The sequence below is a fragment of the Adlercreutzia mucosicola DSM 19490 genome, from assembly GCF_000422625.1.
In the GTDB taxonomy this organism is placed as follows: domain Bacteria; phylum Actinomycetota; class Coriobacteriia; order Coriobacteriales; family Eggerthellaceae; genus Adlercreutzia; species Adlercreutzia mucosicola.
On record NZ_AUGK01000006.1, the window covers coordinates 132246 to 152275 of the forward strand.

A 20030-nucleotide genomic window follows, 5' to 3' on the forward strand; every position below is an offset into this window, starting at 1 on the left:
TTGTTCCACTCCGGCGATGGCCGACGATTCGTGCTGCGCGACCCTCGCCCCTTGCTCCGTCCGGCCCTCATTTTGCTCCGAGCTGCGGCCCCGCTTGCCGTCTAGATCCAGGCCGCCATTGCGCGTCCGTATGCTTCGTTGCCCATTTTCTGCCCTAATTTCCGGTTTTCCACGTTTTTGAACGTTCCGATAAGGCGGTTCTGGCGCGAGACCCAATAAAATACCAGGTCAGAGCTTTGGGGAAAAGCATCGTCAATTCCTCGTCCCTTGAAAAAGGTGGAAAACCGGAAATTGGGGCAGATTTTCGCCGCGTGCTTCTGACTGTCGCTGTCCTTCAGCGATTGTGGACTCGCCGCCCCGCTCGTGCCGGGTGGTTTTCGCCTCGGTGTGTTGTCCGATCTGTGCTGAGCGGCTCGGTCTTTGCGGCTGGCGCGGAGCGAGGGCCGAACGAGGGCGGAGCTGCACGCGGAGCGCGGAGCGAGGGCGGAGCCGCGCGGGGCTAGATGCGGAAAACGCAGGCGCCGGCGGTGAGGCCGCCGCCGAAGCCGGCCATGCAGGCCACGTCGCCCTGCTTCAGCTTGCCTTCCGTCAAAGCCTCGTTCAGGGCGATGAGCGCGCTGGCGCCGGACACGTTGCCCATGTGGTCGATGGACACCTGGAAGCGCTCCATGGGCAGGTCCATCTTCTTGGCGGCGTAGCGGATAATGCGCTCGTTGGCCTGGTGGGGCGCGAACAGCGTGATGTCGGCGGGGGCGAGGCCCGCGCGATCGAGGGCTTCGCCGATGCAGCGCACCATGGCCGAGGTGGCGAACTTGAATACCGCCTGGCCGGCCATGCGCATGTAGGGGTCGCAAGTGAGGGCCGCGGCCGCCACAGCCGCGTCCTCGCTGGCGGCGCTGAAGGGCAGCGGGCGGTCGCAGAAGGCGCTGTCGCACCACAGCACGTGATCGGCATCATCGGTGTTCTCCATGTAGCTGGACAGCATGCCGTCCGCATCGTCGCGCCATTCCATCACCACGGCGCCGGCGCCGTCGCCGAACAGAATGCAGGTCTCGCGCTCGGTCCAGTCCACCAAGCGGCTCAAGCGCTCGGTGGCCACCACGAGAATGCGGCGCAGCACGTTGCGGCGCGGGGAGCGACCGGCCGTGTCGGCGGCAGCGCGGTCGGTCGCGGAGGCAAGCAGCAGCATATCGGCCGTGGAGGTGCCGTAGACACAGCCCGAGCAGGCGCAGGACATGTCGAAGCACACGGCGTTCACCGCTCCGATACGCTCGCGGATGAGCGCGGCCTGGGAAGGGAAGTGCGCATCCGCCGTTAGGGTGGGGCAGATGATCATGTCGATGGAGGCCGGGTCGATGGCCTCCTCGCGCAGCCAGCCGCCCGCTTCCAGGCCGAGGGCCCGGGCGCTGGCCTGGGCTCCCAGATCGGTGCCGGTCTCATGAACGGCGATGTGCCGGGTGTGAATACCCGTGCGCGGCACGATCCATTCATCGGTGGTGTCCACGATCTGCCCGAGCTCGTCGTTGGTGACCACGCGCTCCGGCAAAGATTTTCCCGAACCGATAATTACGCTGCCCACGGCCTTTCCTTTCCCCTCTGGTGCCACGTACCTGCGCCTCGGTGCATGTGCATTCCTCAGTTAATCTATCAGCGATAAGATGTTTGATGAAGATTTTAGACGCGCAGTCAGTTTTTTGACCAAATTCCTTAAGATTTCTCAGATAGTTTAGCAAAATTATCAGGGAAGCACGCGAGAGGGCGCCATGAGAGAAAGGACGAGCACGCCTCATGAAGACCCGTATCACTGAGTTGTTGGGAATCGAGTACCCCGTGGTGCAGGGGGCCATGGCCCGCATCGCCGACGGCGGTTTGGCCGGCGCCGTGAGCGCGGCGGGCGGCCTGGGCATCATCGCCTGCGGCGGGGCGAGTCCCGAGTGGATTCGCGAGGAGGTGGCCCGCGCCCGGGCCATCACCGATAAGCCCATCGGCATCAATGTCATGCTGATGGATCCCCGTGCCGCCGAGGTGGCCGAGCTCGTGTGCGAGCTGGGGGTGGAGGTGGTCACCACCGGTGCTGGCAGCCCCGCCAACTACATGGCCGCCTGGAAGGAGGCCGGCGTGAAGGTGGTGCCCGTGGTGGCATCGGCGGCGCTCGCGGCCCGCATGGAGCGCCTGGGGGCTGACGCGGTGGTGGCCGAGGGCACGGAAGCCGGCGGCCATATCGGCGAGCTGACCACCATGGCGCTCATCCCGGCCGTGTGCCAGGCGGTGTCCATCCCCGTCATCGGCGCCGGCGGTATCGCCGGCGGCCGCGGCATGCTGGCCGCCTTCGCGCTGGGCGCCGAGGGCGTGCAGTGCGGCACCCGCTTCCTCACCGTGGAGGAATGCAGCGTGCACGAGAACTGGAAGGAAAAGGTGCTGAAGGCGAAGGACTCCGACACCATTGTGACGGGGCGCGGCACGGGGCATCCCGTGCGCGGCCTGAAGAACAAGTTCGCCCGCGAGTGCCGCAAGATGGAGATGGCGGCCAAAAGCGGTGAGGAGCTGGAGGGCATGTACGCCGGCTCGCTGGCCCGCGCGGTGGCGGGAGACGTGGAGAACGGCTCGGTTATGGCCGGCCAGGTAGCGGCGCTTGTGACCGAGCGCGGGTGCGCGGCCGGCGTGATTCGGGACATGGTGCGCGAGGCCGAGGCGCTCGCGGGCCGCACCTTGGACGAGCTCGCGGCCCTGAACAGCCGTCGCGAGCGCGCGTAAGGGGGCGCCGATGATCGACGAGAAGCCCTTAGAGCCCCTGGGCCCTCACGGCTTGGTGTTCATGGCCTCGGGCCAGGGCTCGCAGAAGCCCGGCATGGGTGCCGATATGCTGGACGTCCCCGAGGTGGCGACCACCTTCGAATGCGCCTCCGACGTGCTCGGCCGCGACGTGGCCGCCCTCGTGCGCGACGCGTCGCCCGAAGAGCTGAACGACACCCGCAACGCCCAGATCGCCATTAGCGCGCTCTCTATTGGCATGGGCTGGGCGCTTATGGCCCGCGGCGTCGTGCCGGATGCGCTGCTCGGGTTCTCCCTCGGGCAGATTTCCGCCATGGTGCTCGGCGATATGCTCGCCGAGGAGGCCGCCTTCGCGCTCATCGCCGAGCGGAGCCGCCTCATGGGCGAGGCGGCCGACGCGAACCCGGGCGTGATGAGCGCCCTTCTGAAGATGACGCTGCCCGAGGCCGAGGAGCTGTGCGCGGCGTGCGCCGAAGGCGAGGTGCTCGTGCCCGCCAACCTGAACGGCGGCGGCCAGATCGTCATTGCCGGCACGCCCGCGGCCGTCGCGCGCGCCGAGGAGGCCTGGGCCGCCCGCAAGGGCCGTTTCTCGCGCCTGGCCACCTCCGGTGGCTTCCACAGCCCGCTTATGGCGAGCGCGGCCGAGCCCTTCGCCGCCTACCTGGCCGGTGTGGATTTCCGCGAATCGGCCGTGCCCGTTATCGGCAACGTGCAGGCCGCGCCGCTCACCGCCGACGGTGCCCGGGCCGAGCTTGTGGCCCATCTCACCTCGCCCGTGCAGTTCGAGGCGAGTGTGGCAAAGCTGCAGGCCGCCGGTGCGCAGATGTTCGCCGAGGTGGGCTTTGGCGGGGTGCTCGCCAACCTGGTGAAGCGCATCGATCGCGCCGCCCCGCGCGCGGCCATCCAGGATCGCGCGAGTTTCGACGCCTTCGTGGCGGAAAACGGAGAGTAGGAGATATATGACTGAGACCCAAGAGCGCCGCGCCGCCGTCGTGACCGGATCGACCCGCGGCATCGGGCGCGAGATCGCCCGCGAGCTGGCCGCCGCCGGCATGAACGTGGTGGTGAACAGCTCGTCTGAGAAGAGCCTGCCAGCCGCCGAGGCCCTGGCCGCCGAGATCGCCGGTCAGTTCGGCGTGGAAGCGGTGGCCGTGGCCGCCAACGTGGCCGACGAGGCCGAGGCCAATGCGCTCATCGCCGCGGCCGCCGACGCCTTCGGCCGCGTGGACGTGCTCGTGAACAACGCCGGCATCACCCGGGACGGCCTGGCCGCCCGCATGGGCGACGAGGACTTCGACGCCGTCATCGACATCAACCTGAAGGGCACCTTCCACTGCTGCCGCGCCGCCGCCAAGGTGATGATGAAGCAGCGCTGGGGCCGCATCATCAACATGTCCAGCGTGGTGGGCGTCTACGGCAACGCCGGCCAGGTGAACTACGCCGCCTCCAAGGCCGGCGTCATCGGCATGACCAAGACCCTCGCCAAGGAGCTCGCGCGCCGCAACATCACGGCCAATGCCGTGGCTCCCGGCTTCATCGCCACCGACATGACCGACGCGCTCTCCGAGGCCCAGAAGGAGGCCATCGTGGGCCGCATCGGCAGCGGGCGCTTGGGCGAGCCGGCCGACATCGCGCACCTGGTGCGCTTCCTCGCCTCGGACGAGGCGTCCTACATTACCGGTCAGGTTATCTGCGTGGACGGAGGCATGTCCCTATGAGTGAGCATATGAGCGAGCGCGTGCAGACCCGCCGTCCCGACGGCACCCACCGCGTGGTCATCACCGGCGTGGGCGCGGTGACGCCCGCCGGCGTGGGCGTGGACGCGCTGTGGAGCACCCTTATGGAGCGCGGCTGCTGCATCGGGCCCATCGAGCGCTTCGACACGACCGACTACGAGGTGCACATCGCCGCCGAGGTGCGCGACTTCGACGGAGTCGAGCACGGCCTTTCCAAGAAGGAGGCGCGCCGCTTCGAGCGCTTCGTGCAGTACGCCATCGTGGCTGCCGACGAGGCGCTGGCCCAGTCCGGTTTGGAAGTGACCGAGGCGAACCGCGACCGCATCGCCGTGGTGTTCGGCACGGGCATCGGCGGCATCGACGAGCTGCAGAAGAGCTTCGCCACCTTGGAGGAGAAGGGCCCCAAGCGGGTGAACCCGCTGTTCATCCCCACGATGATCGGGAACATCGCCGCGGGCAACCTGGCCATCCGCTACGGCATGCGCGGCGAGTGCCTGAACGTGGTGACCGCGTGCGCCACCGGCGCCCACTGCATCGGTACGGCCCTGCGCGACATCCGCCACGGCTACATCGACGCGGCGCTCGTGGGCGGCACCGAGGAGTCCGTGAGCCCCATCTGCATCGCCGGCTTCACGAACCTGTCGGCGCTCACCCGCGCCGAGGACCCGGCTCAGGCCTCGCTGCCCTTCGACGCCCGCCGCGGCGGATTTGTGGCCGGTGAGGGGGCCGGCGCGCTCGTCATCGAATCGCTGGAGAGCGCCCTGGCCCGCGGCGCCGAGCCCATTGCCGAGATCACCGGTTTCGGCAGCACGGGCGACGCCTACCACATGACTGCCCCCGACCCGGAGGCCTCGGCCATCACGGCTGCCATGGCCGCCGCCCTGGCCGAAGGGGGCTTCACCCCGGCCGACCTGGGGCATCTGAACGCCCACGGCACGGGCACTCCGGCCAACGACGCCGGCGAGTCCAAGGCCCTTGCCAACCTCATGGGCAGCGCCGAGGCCGCCGCAGCGGTGCCCGTCACCTCCATCAAGGGCACGACGGGCCATATGCTCGGCGCCGCCGGCGCCGTGGAGGCCATCGTGTGCGCCCTATCCGTGGCCCGCGACGCCGTGCCCCCCACGGCCGGCTTCGCCGAGCCCGCCGAGGACTGCCCCGTGGCCGTGGTCACCGAGGCTCTGACCGATTACCCCCAGAAGGTGGCCTTGTCCACGTCCTTGGGCTTCGGCGGCCACAACGCCGCTTTGGCCTTCTCGCCCTATAAGGGCTAGGGAAGGCGGTGCCCCTGAGGGAGCGTCTGCGCAGGAAGGCAACGAAGAGAGGAGACTGTCATGGCTGAGGAGACCATGTTGGCCCCGCTGCCCTGGGGGCGCGAGGTTATCGAGGGCATTCTGCCCCATCGCGATCCGTTCGTGTGGGTGAGCCGCATCGTGGCCATCGAGCCGGGCGCGTCCATCGAGGGCGAGTTGGACGTGCCTACCGACCTGGACATCTTCCGCGGTCATTTCCCCGACCATCCGGTACTGCCCGGCGTCATTATCATGGAGGCTCTGGCCCAGGCCGCCTCCATCGCCGTGCTGCAGTCGCCCGAGCTGCGCGGGTGCATCGGCTTTCTCACCGGTATCGACGGCGCGAAGTTCCGCCGCCAGGTGGTGCCGGGCGATACGGTTACCCTGAAAGCCACCATCGTGAAGTCGTCGCGTCGCCTGGTGGTGGCCGACGTGGAGGCCTCGGTAGATGGCGAAGTGTGCGCCACCGCCACCCAGAAATACGTGCTCGCGCCGAAGGAGTAGAGAGACCATGGCCAAAGCGGTATCCAAGTACATCAGCTTCGACAGCGAGGGCCAGCTCGTCTCGGGTCCCGTTGACGAGTACGCCCCTGAGGTGGTCGCCGAGCCCGAGTCGGCATCGCTGAAGGCGGCGGTCGCCTACGCTCTGGACACCATTGTGGAGGCGGCGGGCGCTCTGCCCGAGAACGCCGCGGCGCTCATCGCGTCCCGCGCGGCCCAGGATGTGACCGATCCCGAAGAGGCCACGCTCACCGTGGCCTGCGATGTGCGCTCCACCATCGGCGACGACTTCGCCGTGGCGGCGCCCGCAGTCGCCGATGGTGAGCCAGTGCGCCCGAAGGCCCTGGTCATCGCCTCGGGGAAGAACGCCCGCGCCTTCGTGGGCCCCATGGAGCAGGCGGGTCTCGACGTGGTGTTCGCCACGGTGGACAACCGCTCGCTCGACGGCTTTGCCCGCCGTCAGCTGCCCACGTACAACCTGGGCTCTACCACCGCCGAGGTGAGCGCCGATGCGCTTGTCGGCAACATCTACACGGTGCTGTCGGCGGCGAAGGCCTGCGAGGCCTCGCTCATCTTCCTGGACGCCGCTGATGCGCCCCTGGCCCGCGACGAGTACTTCCTGCGCCATGCCCGCAAGCGCGGTCTGCGCGTGTTCGCCCCGGCTGCCGAGGGCACCCTGCTCATGGGCTGGATGGAGCTTCTGCCCTCGCCCGACGCCGCCGGTCCTTTGGCCGCCGAGCCGTCGGAGGCCCCTTGGGAGACGGTCTTCTCCATCGATCTGGACGACGAGGGTCCCACCCACTGGCGCCGCTGCCATAAGTGCAAGCTGTTCTTCGACAAGGAAGAGATCATCGAGGAGGGCTATGCCTGCCCCGCCTGCGGCACGCTGCAGCGCCTGCGCTCCGACGAGCGTCTGGCCATTACCGTGGATGTGGGCTCCTTCGAGGAATGGAACGCCCAGATGCCCGATTCCAACCCGCTGGACTTCCCCGGTTACCCGGAGAAGCTTGCCGACCAGCGCGACCGCAGCGGCTTGGAAGAGGCCGTGCGCACGGGCCGCGCCGCTATTGCCGGTCTGCCGGTGGCCATCGGCATCATGGAGTCCGGCTTCTTCATGGGCTCCATGGGGCATGTGGTGGGCGAGAAGGTGGCCGCGCTTATCGACCGTGCCGTGGCCGAATCGCTGCCTGTGGTGGTGTTCTGCGCTTCTGGCGGCGCCCGCATGCAGGAGGGCCTCACCTCGCTCATGCAGATGGCGAAGGTGTCCTGCGCGGTGGAGCGCCTGAGTGCTGCGCGCCTGCCCTTCATCACCGTGCTGACCGATCCCACCACCGGCGGTGTGACCGCGTCGTTTGCCATGCAGGGCGACATCATCCTGGCCGAGCCCCGCGCGCTCATCGGCTTCGCCGGCCAGCGCGTTATCCGCGATACCATCAAACAGGAGTTGCCCCCGGGCTTCCAGACCGCCGAGTTCGCCCTGGAACACGGTCTGATCGACGCCATCGTGGAGCGCAGCCAGCTGCGCCGTGTGCTGGCCCAGCTGCTGGCCATTCACGCGCCGGCCGATCCCTCGCGCATCGTCACCTACCACAGCGTGATGGACGCTTTGGAAGTGGGCGCGAACGCCTACGGCTCGGTGTCGGTGGCGCCCGAGGCCCGCATCGTGGGCGAGCGCATCCGTGCCGAGGAAGCCGCCACCGGCTTCTTGCGGAAGGTGCCCGTGGTCGGCGAGCTCTTCGGCCGCTCCGAGGCGAGCGAGGAAGAGGTCGCGGCCGCGGCCCGGCGCGAGCTGGACCGCCATGCGCGTCGCGAGGCCCGCAAGTCGGGGGTGAGCGCCGATGCCGCCGCCGGCAGCGCTTGGGAGAGCGTGCAGATCGCCCGCAACGTGCACCGTCCCACGGCGCGCCGTTACATCGACGGCATCGTGGAGGGCTTCATCGAGCTGCACGGCGACCGTGCCTTCGCAGACGACGGCGCGATCCTGGCCGGTGTGGGCTGGATTTCCGGCCATCCGGTCACGGTGATCGCCCAGGAGAAGGGCGTGAATCTGGCCGACCGCGTGGCCCGCAACTTCGGCTGCCCGCAGCCCGAGGGCTACCGCAAATCGCTGCGCCTGATGGCCGAGGCCCAGAAGTTCGGCCGCCCTATCCTGTGCCTGGTGGACACCCAGGGCGCCTTCTGCGGCACCGAGGCCGAAGAGCGCGGCCAGGGCAACGCCATTGCCGACAACCTGGTGTTCATGGCCGGGCTGACCGTGCCTGTGGTCAGCGTGCTTTTGGGCGAGGGCGGTTCCGGCGGCGCTTTGGCTCTGGCCGTGGCGAACCGCGTGGCCATGCAGGAACACGCCGTGTACTCGGTGCTGTCTCCGGAGGGCTTCGCGTCCATTCTGTGGAAGGACCGCAGCCGGGCGCCGGAGGCCGCTGAGGTCATGCAGATGAACGCCGACGCGGTGCTGGCCGGCGGCATCATCGACGCGGTGATCTCCGAGGGGGTGGGTCCGGCCCACGAGAACCCCGAGGCCGCCGTGGAAGCCGTGCGCGACTATGTGAAGGAGTCGTTCAAGGAGCTGGCCGACCTCTCGCCTGAGGAGCTTGTCGCCCAGCGCCAAGAGCGCTTCGCGAAGTTCTAGGAAGTAGTGCGGGCGGGGCCTGTAGGGGCTCACCCTCCGTGGGGGGAGGGGTGCCTTCCCGTGTTTCTTTCGTAGGGGCAGGCTTTAGCCCGCCCTCAAGCGGGTCTCCCACCCATGGCGGGCGGCCTGAAGGCCGCCCCTACGGAGACGTTCTGTGCCCCTGTGGAGAAGCTCGCCATCGCCGTCCTCGGCGAGATAACTTTCCTGCAACGCTTGCGGGGGCCGCTCTCGGGGGTGGCTCCCTTGTTTTATGCTGGGCTCACTGTAAGTTCGTCGATGGGAGCCAGTATGCGCCGAGGGCCTCAGAAGGTAATGTGGATTGCGGGCGGTGCCGGGCGCGCGGCCCGGGCCATCGAGCGGCAGATCGACCGCGAGCGCTTCGTGGTCATCACCACCGATACCGAGTTGGACGTGACCGACCGCGAGGCCGTGCAGCAGTACGCCTCCATCAATCGGCCCGACATCGTGGTGAACTGCGCCGCCATGGCCGACGAGGCCGCCTGTGCGGCCCATCCCGTAGAGGCCTACCGCGTGAACACGCTCGGTGCGCGCAATCTGGCCGCGGCATCCTGGGCGGTGGGGGCGACGATGGTGCAGCTGTCCGTAGATGATGTGTTCGCGGACGGCGACGGTGTCCGCAACGAGTTCGACGAGCTGCCGTCGCGAGACAATCCCTGTGCGAAGTCGAAGATCGCGGGAGAGCAGTTCGTGCGCACGCTGAATCCGCGGCACGTGATCGTGCGGTCGAACTGGGTGTATGGGGCCGAGCCGGGCTCATGGCTGGCCGATCTGATCATGGCCGCGCGCACGGGCACGCCCTTTCCCGTGGCGGAGAACTGGTGCTCGTCGCCTACGTCGGCAACCACTCTGGCCGCATGCGTGATCGCGCTTATCGAGAGCGGGGAATGCGGCGTGTTCCACGGTGCCGACCAGGGCGTGGTGAGCCGGGCCGATTTCGCCCGAGAAGTGCTGCGCCTCGCGGGCCTGCCTGCCGATTGCCTGCGCCCCACCAACGACCCCGCCGATCGGCGCACCGTGCATCTGGACGACCTCATGCTCACCCTCACCGGTGTTTTCCCGATGCCTCCCTGGCAGGATGACCTGCGAACCTACCTGGGCGCCCAGGGGCTGCTGGCCTCGGCGTAGGAGGGCGCCGCGCATCCTGCGGAGTCTCCGTAAGGGCGGCTTTCGGGCCGCCCACTCATCGGTGGGGCGCTGGCGTTTCGGCGGTTTCGGGTGGGCTAAAGCCCGCCCCTGTGGAGGCGCTCCCCCCCCTGTTGGTCTTCCGGCTCGAAACAACACAGAGGGCGCCCCTCTTGGGACGCCCTCTGTGTTTGCGATGGGGTATTCAGCTGTCCGGCTTACAGCATGGTGGCGCGCAGCTCGTCGGCGCTTAAGGGCGACAGCAGGGCCGGGGCGATATCGAAGATGGTGCGGCAGCCGGTCTCGCCGGCGGCGGCCATGCGGGCGCAGGCGCGGGCGCAGGCCACCAGTACGCTGCCGGTGAACTCGGGGTTGGAGTCCAGCTTCAGCGAGTACTCGATCACGTGGGTGTTCTCGCCGTTGGCGCCCGTCGTGCCGGTGCGGATGACCGAGCCGCCGTGGGGGATGCCGGCGTGGTCGCGATCCAGTTCCTCCTGGCTCACGAAGGTGACCGTGGTGTCGTAGTCGGCGAAGTAGTTCGGCATCGTGACGATGGCCTCTTCGATGGCGGCGGTGTCGGTCCCTTCCTCGGCCACGACGAAGCACTCGCGCGTGTGCTTCTGGCGCGTGGTCAGCTCGGGGTTCGCACCGGAGCGCACGGCCTCCAGGGCGGCGGGCACGGGCACGGTGTACTGGCGGGCATCCACCACGCCGGGGATGCGGCGGATGGCGTCGGAGTGGCCCTGGGACACGCCGCGGCCCCAGAAGGTGTAGTCGGCGCCGTTGGGCATGATGGCGCCCGCGTACACGCGGCTCACCGAGAACATGCCCGGATCCCAGCCCACGGAGATGACGGCCACATGCCCTGTCTCGCGGGCGGCCGCGTCCACGGCGGCGAAGTGCGCCGGAATGTTGGCATGGGTGTCGAAGGAGTCCACCACGTTGTAGAGCGCGGCGGCCGCCGGGGTCTGCTCGGGCAGGTCGGTGGCGCTTCCGCCGGCGAGCACGAGCACGTCGATGTCGTCGGTGTGGGCAGCCAGCTCGTCGGCGGGCCACACGGCCACATTCTCGCCGTAGGGGTGCACGGTGGCGGGATCGCGGCGGGTGAATACGCCGACGAGTTCCGTGTCGTCGTTGGCGGCGCAGGCCAACTCAACGCCACGGCCGAGGTTGCCGTAGCCGAGGATGCCGATGCGAATGGGGTTCAAGGTTGCCTCCTTGTATGTCGCGGTTGGGGTATGCTCCTATTATTACTCATAGGAACGCGCCGCGCGGGTCGCCCGTGGCGCGCGTTACAAGGTTTTAACGGAGCCGTCCCCAAAGGCATGGTGGCGCCTTGGGTGCCGGCAGTGCGCTCGGCGGCGTTCCCCATCGCTCGCAGTCCCTCGCGGCGCGGCGTGCCGCCGTCGCGCGCCGGAGCGTTTTCGGCTTCCGGACTCGTGGGGATGCGCAGGGTGAACACGGTGACGCCGCGCTCGCTGGCGGCTTCGATCTCGCCCTGATGGGCCACGACGATCTCCTTGGCGATGGCCAGGCCCAGCCCTGCCCCGCCCGAGCGCGTGGCCCGCGCCCCGTCTTCGCGATAGAACTTTTCAAAGATGGACTGCAGGTGCGCCTCGGATATCTCGCGGCCGCGATTGGCCACGGTGATGGTGGTGAAGCGGGCATCCTGGCGGGCGGCCAGGGCGATCACCGAATGGGTGTCGGCGTAGGCCACGGCGTTGCGCAGCACGTTGCCCAGGGCACGGGCCAGCTTGTCGGGGTCCACGAAGAACTGGTCGGCGGCACCTACGTCCACCGAGATGCGGATATGGCGCGCCGAGGCCTCGGGGAAGAACGACTCGGCCACCTGCTGGCAGAACAGGCGCACCCCCACGGTCTCGCGCTCGATGGGAATGGCCGACAGGTTGTAGCGCGTGATCTCGAAGAACTCGTTGATGAGACTTTCCAGGCGCTCGGCCTTGCTGTAGGCCACATCGGCGTACTTGCGCAGGGTGTCGCGGGGCAGGTCGGTGGTCTCGCGCAGCAGATCCAGGTAGCCGAGCACCGAGGTGAGCGGCGTGCGGATATCGTGGGCCAGATAGGCCACCAGCTCGTTCTTGCGCTGCTCGGCCGCCTTTGCTGCCCGTTCATCGGCCAGCGACTGGGAGCGGATCACCGCCAGTTCGTTGCGGGCGATGGACAGATCCTGGGGCAGCTCGATGGGGGCGTCCTTGTCGCCGATCACCTTCCCCACGGCCTCCGACAGGGCGTCGAAGTAGCGCAGCGAGCGGTTGAGTGCGCGAAAGACGATGATGAGCCAGCCGGCCACGAACACGATGAGGGCCAAGGGCAGCTTGAACGACTTCACGAACGTGTAGGTGGCGATGTCGCGCACCTCATAGGTGCCTTGGGTGCTGCGCTCCACCTGCCAGACCGGCTCGCTGGCAGAAAGACCTACAGCGCGGGCCTGGTCGGCGGGGGGCAGCATCGTCCACTGGCTGTAGGCCTCGGCCTGGGACACGGGATAGACCGTGTCCAAGATGTCGTAGAGCTCGGCATTGCCCATGCCGAGCAGGGCAGCGTTCGTCATGATGGTCACTGGATCGGTCTCGATGCCCGACGGCACGTCCAGGACTAGGCCGAGCTCTTGGATGCGCGCGCTCACGCGCAGGGCGGCGAAGCCTTCGGCGACGCTGGCCTGGGGCGGATCGATGCCCGCAGCGCTCAAGATGGCGTCATAGGCAATGAAGGGAACGGGCTCGGCGGGGACGCCTTCGCCCGATGCAGTGCCCGCATCTGCGCCGCTGTCTGCCCCTGCGCTTCCGTTGTCGCTTTCGTCGGTCGTCTTCCCGGAGCCGCTCTCCTCTACTTTGACGGCGTTGCTGTCGTCGGTTTCGATATCGCCCACTTGAGCATCGACGATGGTGTAGAGGGCCGTGCCCTGCAGATAGGTCTCCAGCACGGCCCGCGCCGCCTCAGAAGCCGGCGTGCCCGCGGCCACGGCATCGGTGTACGCTTCCATGGCCCGGTTGAGGGCGTCCAGCTCGCTGGTCGCGGCGCTGATGCTGCCGGCTTTGGTCGAGAAGCCCTCTTGCGCCATGTCTTTTGCCTCGTTTGCGAACAGATCGGTGTCCAGAAGGCCGTATTCCGCCAGGGCCGTGTTGAACTGCTCGGTGGAATTCAGCGACCGCCATACCGAGGTGGAATCGGCTACCTCCTCGGCGATGCGGGGTACGACGAGGGCTTCCAGTGCGAGCCCCACGGCCAGAAAGGCAGCGGTGAACAGGATGAGATTGCGTGCGAGGCCGCCGAGCACGCGGCGGCGCAGCACCTTGGCCTGGTCGGTCTTAAGCGCCATGGCCGCCGCAGGTGCCCGGGCCGCCGCGCAGCTTGTAGCCCACGCCCCAGGCTGTCTCGATGAATGTGGTGGACCCGTCGATGGCGGCCAGCTTCTTGCGCAGGCGGCGGATGTGCACCATGACGGTGTTGGCTGCGGCGTCATCGAAGCGCTCGTGCCAGGCGCCCTCGAACAGGTCGGAGGCCGACACGGGGGAACCGGGCGACTGGGCCAGCAGGGCCAGGATGGCGAACTCCTTGGGCGTGAGGTGTAAAGGCTCGCCGTGCAGCGTGGCCAGATGGGTGCGCAGGTCCACTTCGATGGCGCCGGCGGCGAGCAGGGTAGATGAGGCGGGGGCGGCCGCCGCGGACCGGCGGCGCAGACGCGCCTTCACCCGAGCCACCAGCTCGCGGGGACGGAAGGGCTTGGTGATGTAGTCCTCGGCGCCCAGGGTGAAGCCCACCACCTGGTCGGCCTCCTCGTCTTTCGCCGACAGGAAGATGACGGGAATGTCCATCATCTGCCGCGCTCGCACGCACAGCTCGAAGCCGTCGATGCCGGGCATCATGATGTCCACGATGGCCAGATCGAAGGGAGTGCGTGCCAGCATGTCCAGGGCGGCCTGCCCGCTGTAGCAGGCCAGGGCGTCCATGCCCTCGCCCACCAGCAGGTTCACCACCAGATCGGCGATGGCCTGTTCGTCGTCAACGACGAGAATATGTGCTTTCTTCTCCATGGGCTGCATTGTACGCGACTTTGTGCTGCCCGTGGTGGGGCGCGGCAAACTCGACCAGGGGCTTTAAGGAAAAGTTAAGGGGCCTGCCGGAAATGTCAGCATTTGCTATGGGACTCGTAAGCGGCGCTCTCGGTAGGGTGGGGCCATGCGAAGACGACCGTGCGACCGAGGAGGAATAGCCATGAACGCCGCCACCCATTCTTGCACCGAAGCCGCGTCTCTGGAAAGGCCGGTGAACCCCTATTCGCGTGACGCCTGGCCACCGCCGCGCCCGTTGGCCGTGCGCCAGGGCATGCGCGTGGTGCCCCTGGTGGGTGCTATCGGGCTGGCGGTGTTCCTGCTGATCGCGGCGTTCCAGTTGGCCTCGCTGTATCTGGGCGGCCCGGGCGATGCGAGCCAGGCCCTGGCGGCCTCGGCCGAGCCGGCGCGGCCCGGCGACGGCTCAGAGGCGGCCAGCACGCCCCGCAGCGAGTGGCGCGCCGGCGAGGTGCCCTACCTCTACCAGATCGACCCCACCTGGTCGTCGGCGCCCTATGCCGGGACGGATGTGGCCGAGGCCGGCTGCGGTCCCACGAGTCTGGCCATGGTGTACGTGGTGCTGACGGGCAAGACCGACTACGATCCCGAGGCCATGGCGGCCTTCAGCGAGAGCGGCGGCTACGTGGAAGAAGGCATGACCGCCTGGCGCTTTATGCGCGACGGTGCCGCCCAGCTGGGCCTGGCTTCCCGCGAGCTGTCGCCTGATGCGGGGCAGGTGCTGAATGCCCTGCGCTCTGGCCAGCCGGTGATCTGCTCGGTGGGCCCGGGCGACTTCACCACGACGGGCCACTTCATCGTGCTGGCCGGGGTGGCCGACGACGGCGGCGTGGTGGTGCACGACCCCAACAGCCCCGCCAACAGCGCGAAGACCTGGGAGGTGGACCGCATCCTCGGCCAGTGCCGCAACCTGTGGGCCTTCCAGCGCGCCTAGGGCGTACTGGGGAAGTACAGGTGCGGGGTTGCTGGTGGCTGCCGGGCGATTCCGGGTAGCTGTGCGGCGCGGGACGGCTGTGCGGCGCTGGGCGGCTGCGCGGCTGTGCGGCGCTGGGCGGCTGCGCGGCGCGGGGCGGCTGAATGCCGTTGCCGAACGACAGAAATGACGTTTGAGCGAGGGGAGACGCGGGGTTCGACCGCCGAAACCTCGCCCAAACGTCATTTTGCGCACGTTTTCCCACGCGCAGACTCGCTCAAACGTCATTTCTGTCGTTTGAGAAAAGTCGCGGGCTGCAAAAGAGCACACGGGCGGTGTGAAACTGCGCTGCTCATTTGGTGGGCGGCGCACTTAGGCTTGGCTCGGCGGGTAGAATGGCCCCACGGCTCATTAAGAGAAAGGAGGCCACCGTGGATTCCGTCGTTTCCGCGCCCTCGGTGCCGCCCCAACCTGCGCCCGCCGCGGCGCCCCAGCCCCAACCCCAGCCCCAGCCGCGAGCCGCTGCGCCCGTGCTGTGGTGCCAGAACCTCACCAAGGCCTATGGGCCGGCTGTGGCTCTCGACCGCTTCACCGTGTCGGTGCCCGCAGGCCGTGTCGTGGGGCTGCTCGGCCCGAACGGCTCGGGCAAGACCACCCTGCTGAAGATAGTCGCCGGCGTGAGCCACCCCACGGCTGGTGAAGTGCGCGTGGCCGGGCTGCCCGTCGGCCCCGACAGCAAGGCCCTCGTGTCCTATCTGCCCGAGCGCCCCTATTTCTCCCGCTCCATGCGGGTGCGCGAGATGCTGGCCTACTTTGCCGACTTCTATCCCGACTTCGACACCGCCCTGGCCCACGAGATGCTGGGCCGGCTCGGCGTGGATCCGACGTCAGTTTGCGCGTCGCTTTCCAAGGGTACCGTGGAGAAGGTGCAGCTGACCCTGGTCATGGCGCGTCACGCGGCCCTGTACCTTCTAGACGAGCCCATCGGTGGCGTGGATCCGGCGGCGCGCGACTACATCCTGTCCACGATCATCCGCGCCTATCGGCCCCAATCCACCATTATCCTTTCCACGCACCTCGTGCGCGATGTGGAAACGGTGCTGGACGACTTCATTCTGCTGCGCTACGGTCAGATGCTGCTGCACGCGCCGGTGGCCTATGTGCGCGAGAAGGGCACCACGCTGGACGCCTTCTTCCGAGAGGAGTTCCGATGCTAGGCAAGCTGATGACCTACGAGTTGCGGGCTCTGTGGAAGCCTGCGATTATCATGGTTGCGATTATGGTCGCGGCCGGCATGATCGGAGCTGGCTGCCTCGGCGCGACCCAGGCGCTCGGCGAGGTGGCCAGAAGCGGCAACGGCATCCTGGCGGCGCCGATGGCCGGCAATGCCACGGCAGTGCTCTTCATGGCGGCCCTGTTCTGCGGCTTTCTCGTGGGGGCGGCCGTGGCGGCGTTCTACGTGTTCGTGGCGATGCGCTTCTACCGCACCTTATTCACCGATGAGGGCTATCTGACCCTTACCCTGCCCGTGCGCGCGGGCACGCTGGTCATGGCGAAGTTCTGGGTCGCCTATCTGCTGCTCGTCGCCCTTGCCCTGGGGGCGCTGCTGATGTACACCTTGATGGTGCTGGCCGTCAGCGGCGGCGACGTAGATGCCGTTGCGGGCATGCTCTCCATCATGGGAGGCTGGGGCGCGTTCGTGGCCGACGGCGATGTTGCCAGCGCGCTGGGCGGCATCGTGAACACATTGGTGACCTGCGCCTATGCTCTTGGCCTGGCATTTTGCAGCCTGACGCTGGGCGCCTGGTGGGCCCGCCGCCACAAGGTGGCCGCCGCCGTGGGCGTGTACCTGGCCGTGGGATGGGCGATTGCGCTGGTCTTCTCCATTGCGGGGGTTTTGGCCATGGCCGGCGATGTAGTGTCCTGGAATGTCGCCCTGACGGTCGTGTCGCTGGTGCAGACCCTCGCGAACATCGGCGTGGCCGCGGGCGGTCTGGCCCTGTCGGCCCATCTTCTGCGGACGAAAATCGACTTGAGCTAAAGCTGCTGCGAGGTCTCCTCCGCTGCGAGCGTCCATCACGCGGGGGCGGTCTCAACTTGCTCGCGTCCGCCTGCCAGTCCGTCCGGGATCGTCTCCGTCTGCGGGAACCTGGGATTGATGTGGCCCGATCTTAGCTGGCAGCTAATGAAACGCCGAGGCAGAACCGATACCCTCACTTCTTGTCTATCAGGAGGATTATCTCTCAGAGAAGAAGGGAATCATCATGGAGAAGAAGCCGACCTCGGGGATGGCAGTTGCAGGGCTGGTGCTGGGTATCATCGCGTTGGTCAGTTCGTTTGTGCCGTTGCTGAATCTGCTGTCGTTTCCGTTCGTGCTCCTGTCTATCATCTTCGGCGCCATCGGGGTGTGGCAGACGGTGAAGGGCTCCAAGGGTGGCAAGGGCCTGGCCATTGCCGGCTTGGTGCTGGGCATTCTGGCGTTGGTGGTGACCGGGGTTATGTACGCCAGCGCCGCCGCCGTAGCCGACTCTGCCGCCAGCTCGACGGCGAGCGTTGCGGAAGGAGCGGGCGAGACGGTGGCCGCCGAGCAGGACGAAGGGAGTGCGGCCTATGGGGTGACTATCGACGGCTGCCGCGTGACCGAGGACTACGCGGGCGAGGCGGTGGCGGTGGTAACCTATACCTTCACCAATAACAGCGAGGTTGCGACCAGCTTCGTGGTAGCCCTGCATCCCGAGGTGTTTCAGAACGGCGTGGAGCTGAACACGGCGGTCGGCAGCAATTGGGATTCCGAGACGTACCTCAGCGATGTGAAGCCCGGCTCGTCAACGACGGTGGAGATCGGGTATCAGCTGGGGGACATGAGCGACATCACGGTGGAGGTGAGCGAGCTGCTCGATTTTGACGGCACGCTGCTGGCCGAGCAGACGTTCTCGCTGGCCTAAGCGGCCCCGTGCGGTACGGCTTGCGGCGCCCTGCGTCTTTTCGGCTGCGGGGCGTCACCGGGATGCGGGTATGGTAATGGCGCGACGGAGAAGGAAGAGGCGTGTGGAGGAACCGCTGACTGAGGATATGCTGACGGAGCTTCTGGAAGCGCCCGACCCCGCGCGATTCATCGATCGTGCGGAAGTGGGCCGCCGCGACCTCGCGGGCTATTTGAACCAACTGCTCGAGGAACATGGGTTAAAGCGCGCGGCCGTGGTGCGCGTGGCAGGTATCAACGAGACGTTCGGATACCAGATATTCACCGGTGCCCGCAAGGCCTCGCGCGACAACCTGCTGAAGATCGCGTTTGCCCTGGGAGCGTCTCTGCGCGAGACGAACCGCCTGTTGCAGGCGGGCGGTGCCAACGAACTGTACTGCAAGAACCGTCGGGACGCCATCATTATCTTTGCGATCTCTCATGGCTATTCTCTGCAGAAGACGGAGGAGGAGCTCTACCGGTTCGGTGAGCCGACGATTAGCTAGACGGTATCGCGGCTGGAATCAGGCTGCGTCCGATGCCGTTTGGCGGCGGGCAGCGGCTTTCTTTGGTACCATGGACGCCATGGAAGACGATCCCTTGCTGACATATCTTAACGCGCTGGCCCGCGACGAATGCTATCGGGTTGAGGCGGTGCTGAAGGTGGCGCCCCACGAGACGACCGAGGTGGTCTCCTTCGTGGGGGCCAACGAGGCCGCGCTCGGCCCCTTTGTGCGCAAGCGCATCAGCGGGGATGCGCCTTTGGGAAGCGCGTACCGTCTGCTGTGGGGCGCTTGGCGCGCGGGGCGGCGGTTTCGCCATCTGCCTCGCATCTACGATGTGCACGAGGGCGATGGCGAGCTGATCGTGGTGATGGAGTACGTGGCCGGACGCACGCTGCGCGACGAGGTGTATGCGCGCGATGGATCGTTGGCCCTGGCAGCGGAGCTGTTTCCGTCGTTGTGCGATGGGGTGATCGAGCTGCACGAGGAGGTGGGTGCGCCGCTGATCCATCGTGATTTGAAGCCGAGTAACGTTGTGGTGAACGGCCCGGTGCTGACTATCATCGACTTCGGCATCGCCCGTGCTTTTCGCGCCGGAGCGCCGCATGATACCACCCATTTCGGCACGCGGTCCTATGCGCCGCCCGAGCAGTTCGGCTACGGGCAGACCGACGTGCGCAGCGATGTGTACGCTTTGGGAATGATCCTGTATTACCTGCTGACCGAGCGCGATCCCGATCCGTCGGTAGCGGCCGGCGGCTTTGCCGCTCCTGATGTGCCCCCGTGCTTGCGCGGGGTGCTGCAGCGGGCGTGCGCTTTCGATCCGGCGGCGCGCTTCTCGTCGGTGCGTGAGCTGAAAGCGGCGTTTCTGGCGTCGGTCGCGGCGTCGGCGGCACCCGGCCCGACGATGACGGTCGCGGCGTCGGTGGCACCCGGCCCGACGATGGCGGGCTCGGGAGGCGCGCCGCTGCCAGAAGGCGGTCCGCCGCGGGCCGCCGCGGCCGCCGGGGGTGCGGGCGGGTCTGCTTCCGCGGCCGCCGACGTTGGCTTCGCGCCCTTAAGCGCGGGGAAGGTGTGGACGGCGCGCAGCATCGCTGTCGCGCTGCTGTGGGTGCTGTTTATGGTGACGTGTGTCGGCTTGCCCTTCGATCCCGGCACGACCTACGCCCACTGGCCCTTGGGGTTGCGTATGGCGTTCTACTGGACCTTCGGGCCGTTGTTCTTCACGGGTGCGGGAGTTTTGCTTGTGGGAGATGGGCTCTTCGCGAAGCTGTTTGCGCCACTCGGTTTGGACACGCGCAATCGCAAGCGCTTGCTCGGCTGGGCACTCATAGCCGCCAGCGTGCTGGCGGTAGGCGTGACCACGGCTCTAGCCTCTGCCTGCGGGTTCGACACCCGGTCGTCTTAGGCCCTGCGAGCCGCAGGGGTTCCGAGGTCGGTTCCGAGGCCCGAAGGGGCGCCCTTCGGCCCACCCGCAAGCTGGACAGCCTC

Annotated in this window: 17 protein-coding genes; 13 read left to right on the forward strand and 4 right to left on the reverse strand. The window is 67.6% G+C overall.

All coding sequences use genetic code 11. The annotated features are described in order from the left end of the window. Nucleotides 1-499 precede the first annotated feature (499 nt). Nucleotides 500-1579 (reverse strand): 3-oxoacyl-ACP synthase III family protein, encoded by a 1080-nt coding sequence (locus G503_RS0104690; RefSeq protein ID WP_028026668.1) that lies wholly within the window; start codon nucleotides 1577-1579, stop codon nucleotides 500-502. A 209-nt stretch (nucleotides 1580-1788) separates the two neighbouring features. Between G503_RS0104690 and G503_RS0104695 the strand changes: the two genes are divergently transcribed. The 7 genes from G503_RS0104695 (at nucleotide 1789) to G503_RS0104725 (ending at nucleotide 10073) form a co-directional block, all read left to right on the forward strand. Beyond that, nucleotides 1789-2754 carry a nitronate monooxygenase gene (locus G503_RS0104695; protein ID WP_028026669.1) on the forward strand — a complete coding sequence of 322 codons (966 nt, stop codon included), beginning with the start codon at nucleotides 1789-1791 and terminating at the stop codon, nucleotides 2752-2754. Between the two features lie 10 nt (nucleotides 2755-2764). Beyond that, nucleotides 2765-3724 carry an ACP S-malonyltransferase gene (locus G503_RS0104700; protein ID WP_051190925.1) on the forward strand — a complete coding sequence of 320 codons (960 nt, stop codon included), beginning with the start codon at nucleotides 2765-2767 and terminating at the stop codon, nucleotides 3722-3724. Nucleotides 3725-3731: 7 nt separating this feature from the next. After that, nucleotides 3732-4490, forward strand: coding sequence for a 3-oxoacyl-[acyl-carrier-protein] reductase (fabG, locus tag G503_RS0104705; RefSeq protein ID WP_028026671.1), 759 nt, complete (start codon nucleotides 3732-3734; stop codon nucleotides 4488-4490). Next, nucleotides 4487-5779: a beta-ketoacyl-ACP synthase II gene (gene fabF, locus G503_RS0104710; protein WP_035021752.1), complete on the forward strand. Its 1293-nt coding sequence runs from the start codon at nucleotides 4487-4489 to the stop codon at nucleotides 5777-5779. The genes fabG and fabF overlap by 4 nt, the downstream gene beginning before the upstream one ends. Before the next feature lie 60 nt (nucleotides 5780-5839). Next, a complete protein-coding gene (fabZ, locus tag G503_RS0104715) occupies nucleotides 5840-6301 on the forward strand; it encodes a 3-hydroxyacyl-ACP dehydratase FabZ (RefSeq protein ID WP_235715492.1) in 462 nt (153 codons plus the stop codon). A 7-nt stretch (nucleotides 6302-6308) separates the two neighbouring features. Further along, the gene (locus G503_RS13735) at nucleotides 6309-8927 is read left to right on the forward strand and encodes an acetyl-CoA carboxylase carboxyl transferase subunit (RefSeq protein ID WP_051190926.1); all 2619 of its coding nucleotides are present in this window, start codon (nucleotides 6309-6311) and stop codon (nucleotides 8925-8927) included. 312 nt (nucleotides 8928-9239) lie between these two features. Continuing rightward, on the forward strand, nucleotides 9240-10073 hold the full coding sequence (locus tag G503_RS0104725) for an SDR family oxidoreductase (protein WP_051190927.1): 834 nt from the start codon (nucleotides 9240-9242) through the stop codon (nucleotides 10071-10073). A gap of 215 nt (nucleotides 10074-10288) precedes the next feature. Here G503_RS0104725 and G503_RS0104730 read toward each other — a convergent pair whose 3' ends face one another. From G503_RS0104730 to G503_RS0104740, 3 genes are read right to left on the reverse strand one after another with little or no spacing between them, the layout of a single operon-like run. After that, nucleotides 10289-11278 carry a diaminopimelate dehydrogenase gene (locus tag G503_RS0104730; RefSeq protein ID WP_028026675.1) on the reverse strand — a complete coding sequence of 330 codons (990 nt, stop codon included), beginning with the start codon at nucleotides 11276-11278 and terminating at the stop codon, nucleotides 10289-10291. After that, nucleotides 11275-13410, reverse strand: coding sequence for a sensor histidine kinase (locus tag G503_RS15540; RefSeq protein WP_051190928.1), 2136 nt, complete (start codon nucleotides 13408-13410; stop codon nucleotides 11275-11277). The genes G503_RS0104730 and G503_RS15540 overlap by 4 nt, the downstream gene beginning before the upstream one ends. Next, entirely contained in the window at nucleotides 13400-14125 is a 726-nt protein-coding gene (locus tag G503_RS0104740; RefSeq protein ID WP_028026676.1) for a response regulator transcription factor, read from the reverse strand. The genes G503_RS15540 and G503_RS0104740 overlap by 11 nt, the downstream gene beginning before the upstream one ends. Nucleotides 14126-14306: 181 nt before the next feature. Between G503_RS0104740 and G503_RS16685 the strand changes: the two genes are divergently transcribed. The 6 genes from G503_RS16685 (at nucleotide 14307) to G503_RS15545 (ending at nucleotide 19947) form a co-directional block, all read left to right on the forward strand. Beyond that, nucleotides 14307-15095: a C39 family peptidase gene (locus tag G503_RS16685; protein ID WP_235715493.1), complete on the forward strand. Its 789-nt coding sequence runs from the start codon at nucleotides 14307-14309 to the stop codon at nucleotides 15093-15095. 410 nt (nucleotides 15096-15505) lie between these two features. Beyond that, a complete protein-coding gene (locus tag G503_RS0104750) occupies nucleotides 15506-16291 on the forward strand; it encodes an ABC transporter ATP-binding protein (RefSeq protein ID WP_235715494.1) in 786 nt (261 codons plus the stop codon). After that, a complete protein-coding gene (locus G503_RS0104755; RefSeq protein ID WP_028026679.1) occupies nucleotides 16285-17115 on the forward strand; it encodes a hypothetical protein in 831 nt (276 codons plus the stop codon). Before G503_RS0104750 ends, G503_RS0104755 begins: the two co-directional genes overlap by 7 nt. Nucleotides 17116-17338: 223 nt before the next feature. Then, entirely contained in the window at nucleotides 17339-18019 is a 681-nt protein-coding gene (locus tag G503_RS0104760; protein ID WP_035021753.1) for a DUF5067 domain-containing protein, read from the forward strand. A 103-nt stretch (nucleotides 18020-18122) separates the two neighbouring features. Further along, nucleotides 18123-18542 (forward strand): helix-turn-helix domain-containing protein, encoded by a 420-nt coding sequence (locus G503_RS0104765; protein ID WP_028026681.1) that lies wholly within the window; start codon nucleotides 18123-18125, stop codon nucleotides 18540-18542. A gap of 94 nt (nucleotides 18543-18636) precedes the next feature. After that, nucleotides 18637-19947: a serine/threonine-protein kinase gene (locus G503_RS15545; protein WP_235715495.1), complete on the forward strand. Its 1311-nt coding sequence runs from the start codon at nucleotides 18637-18639 to the stop codon at nucleotides 19945-19947. Nucleotides 19948-20030 lie beyond the last annotated feature (83 nt).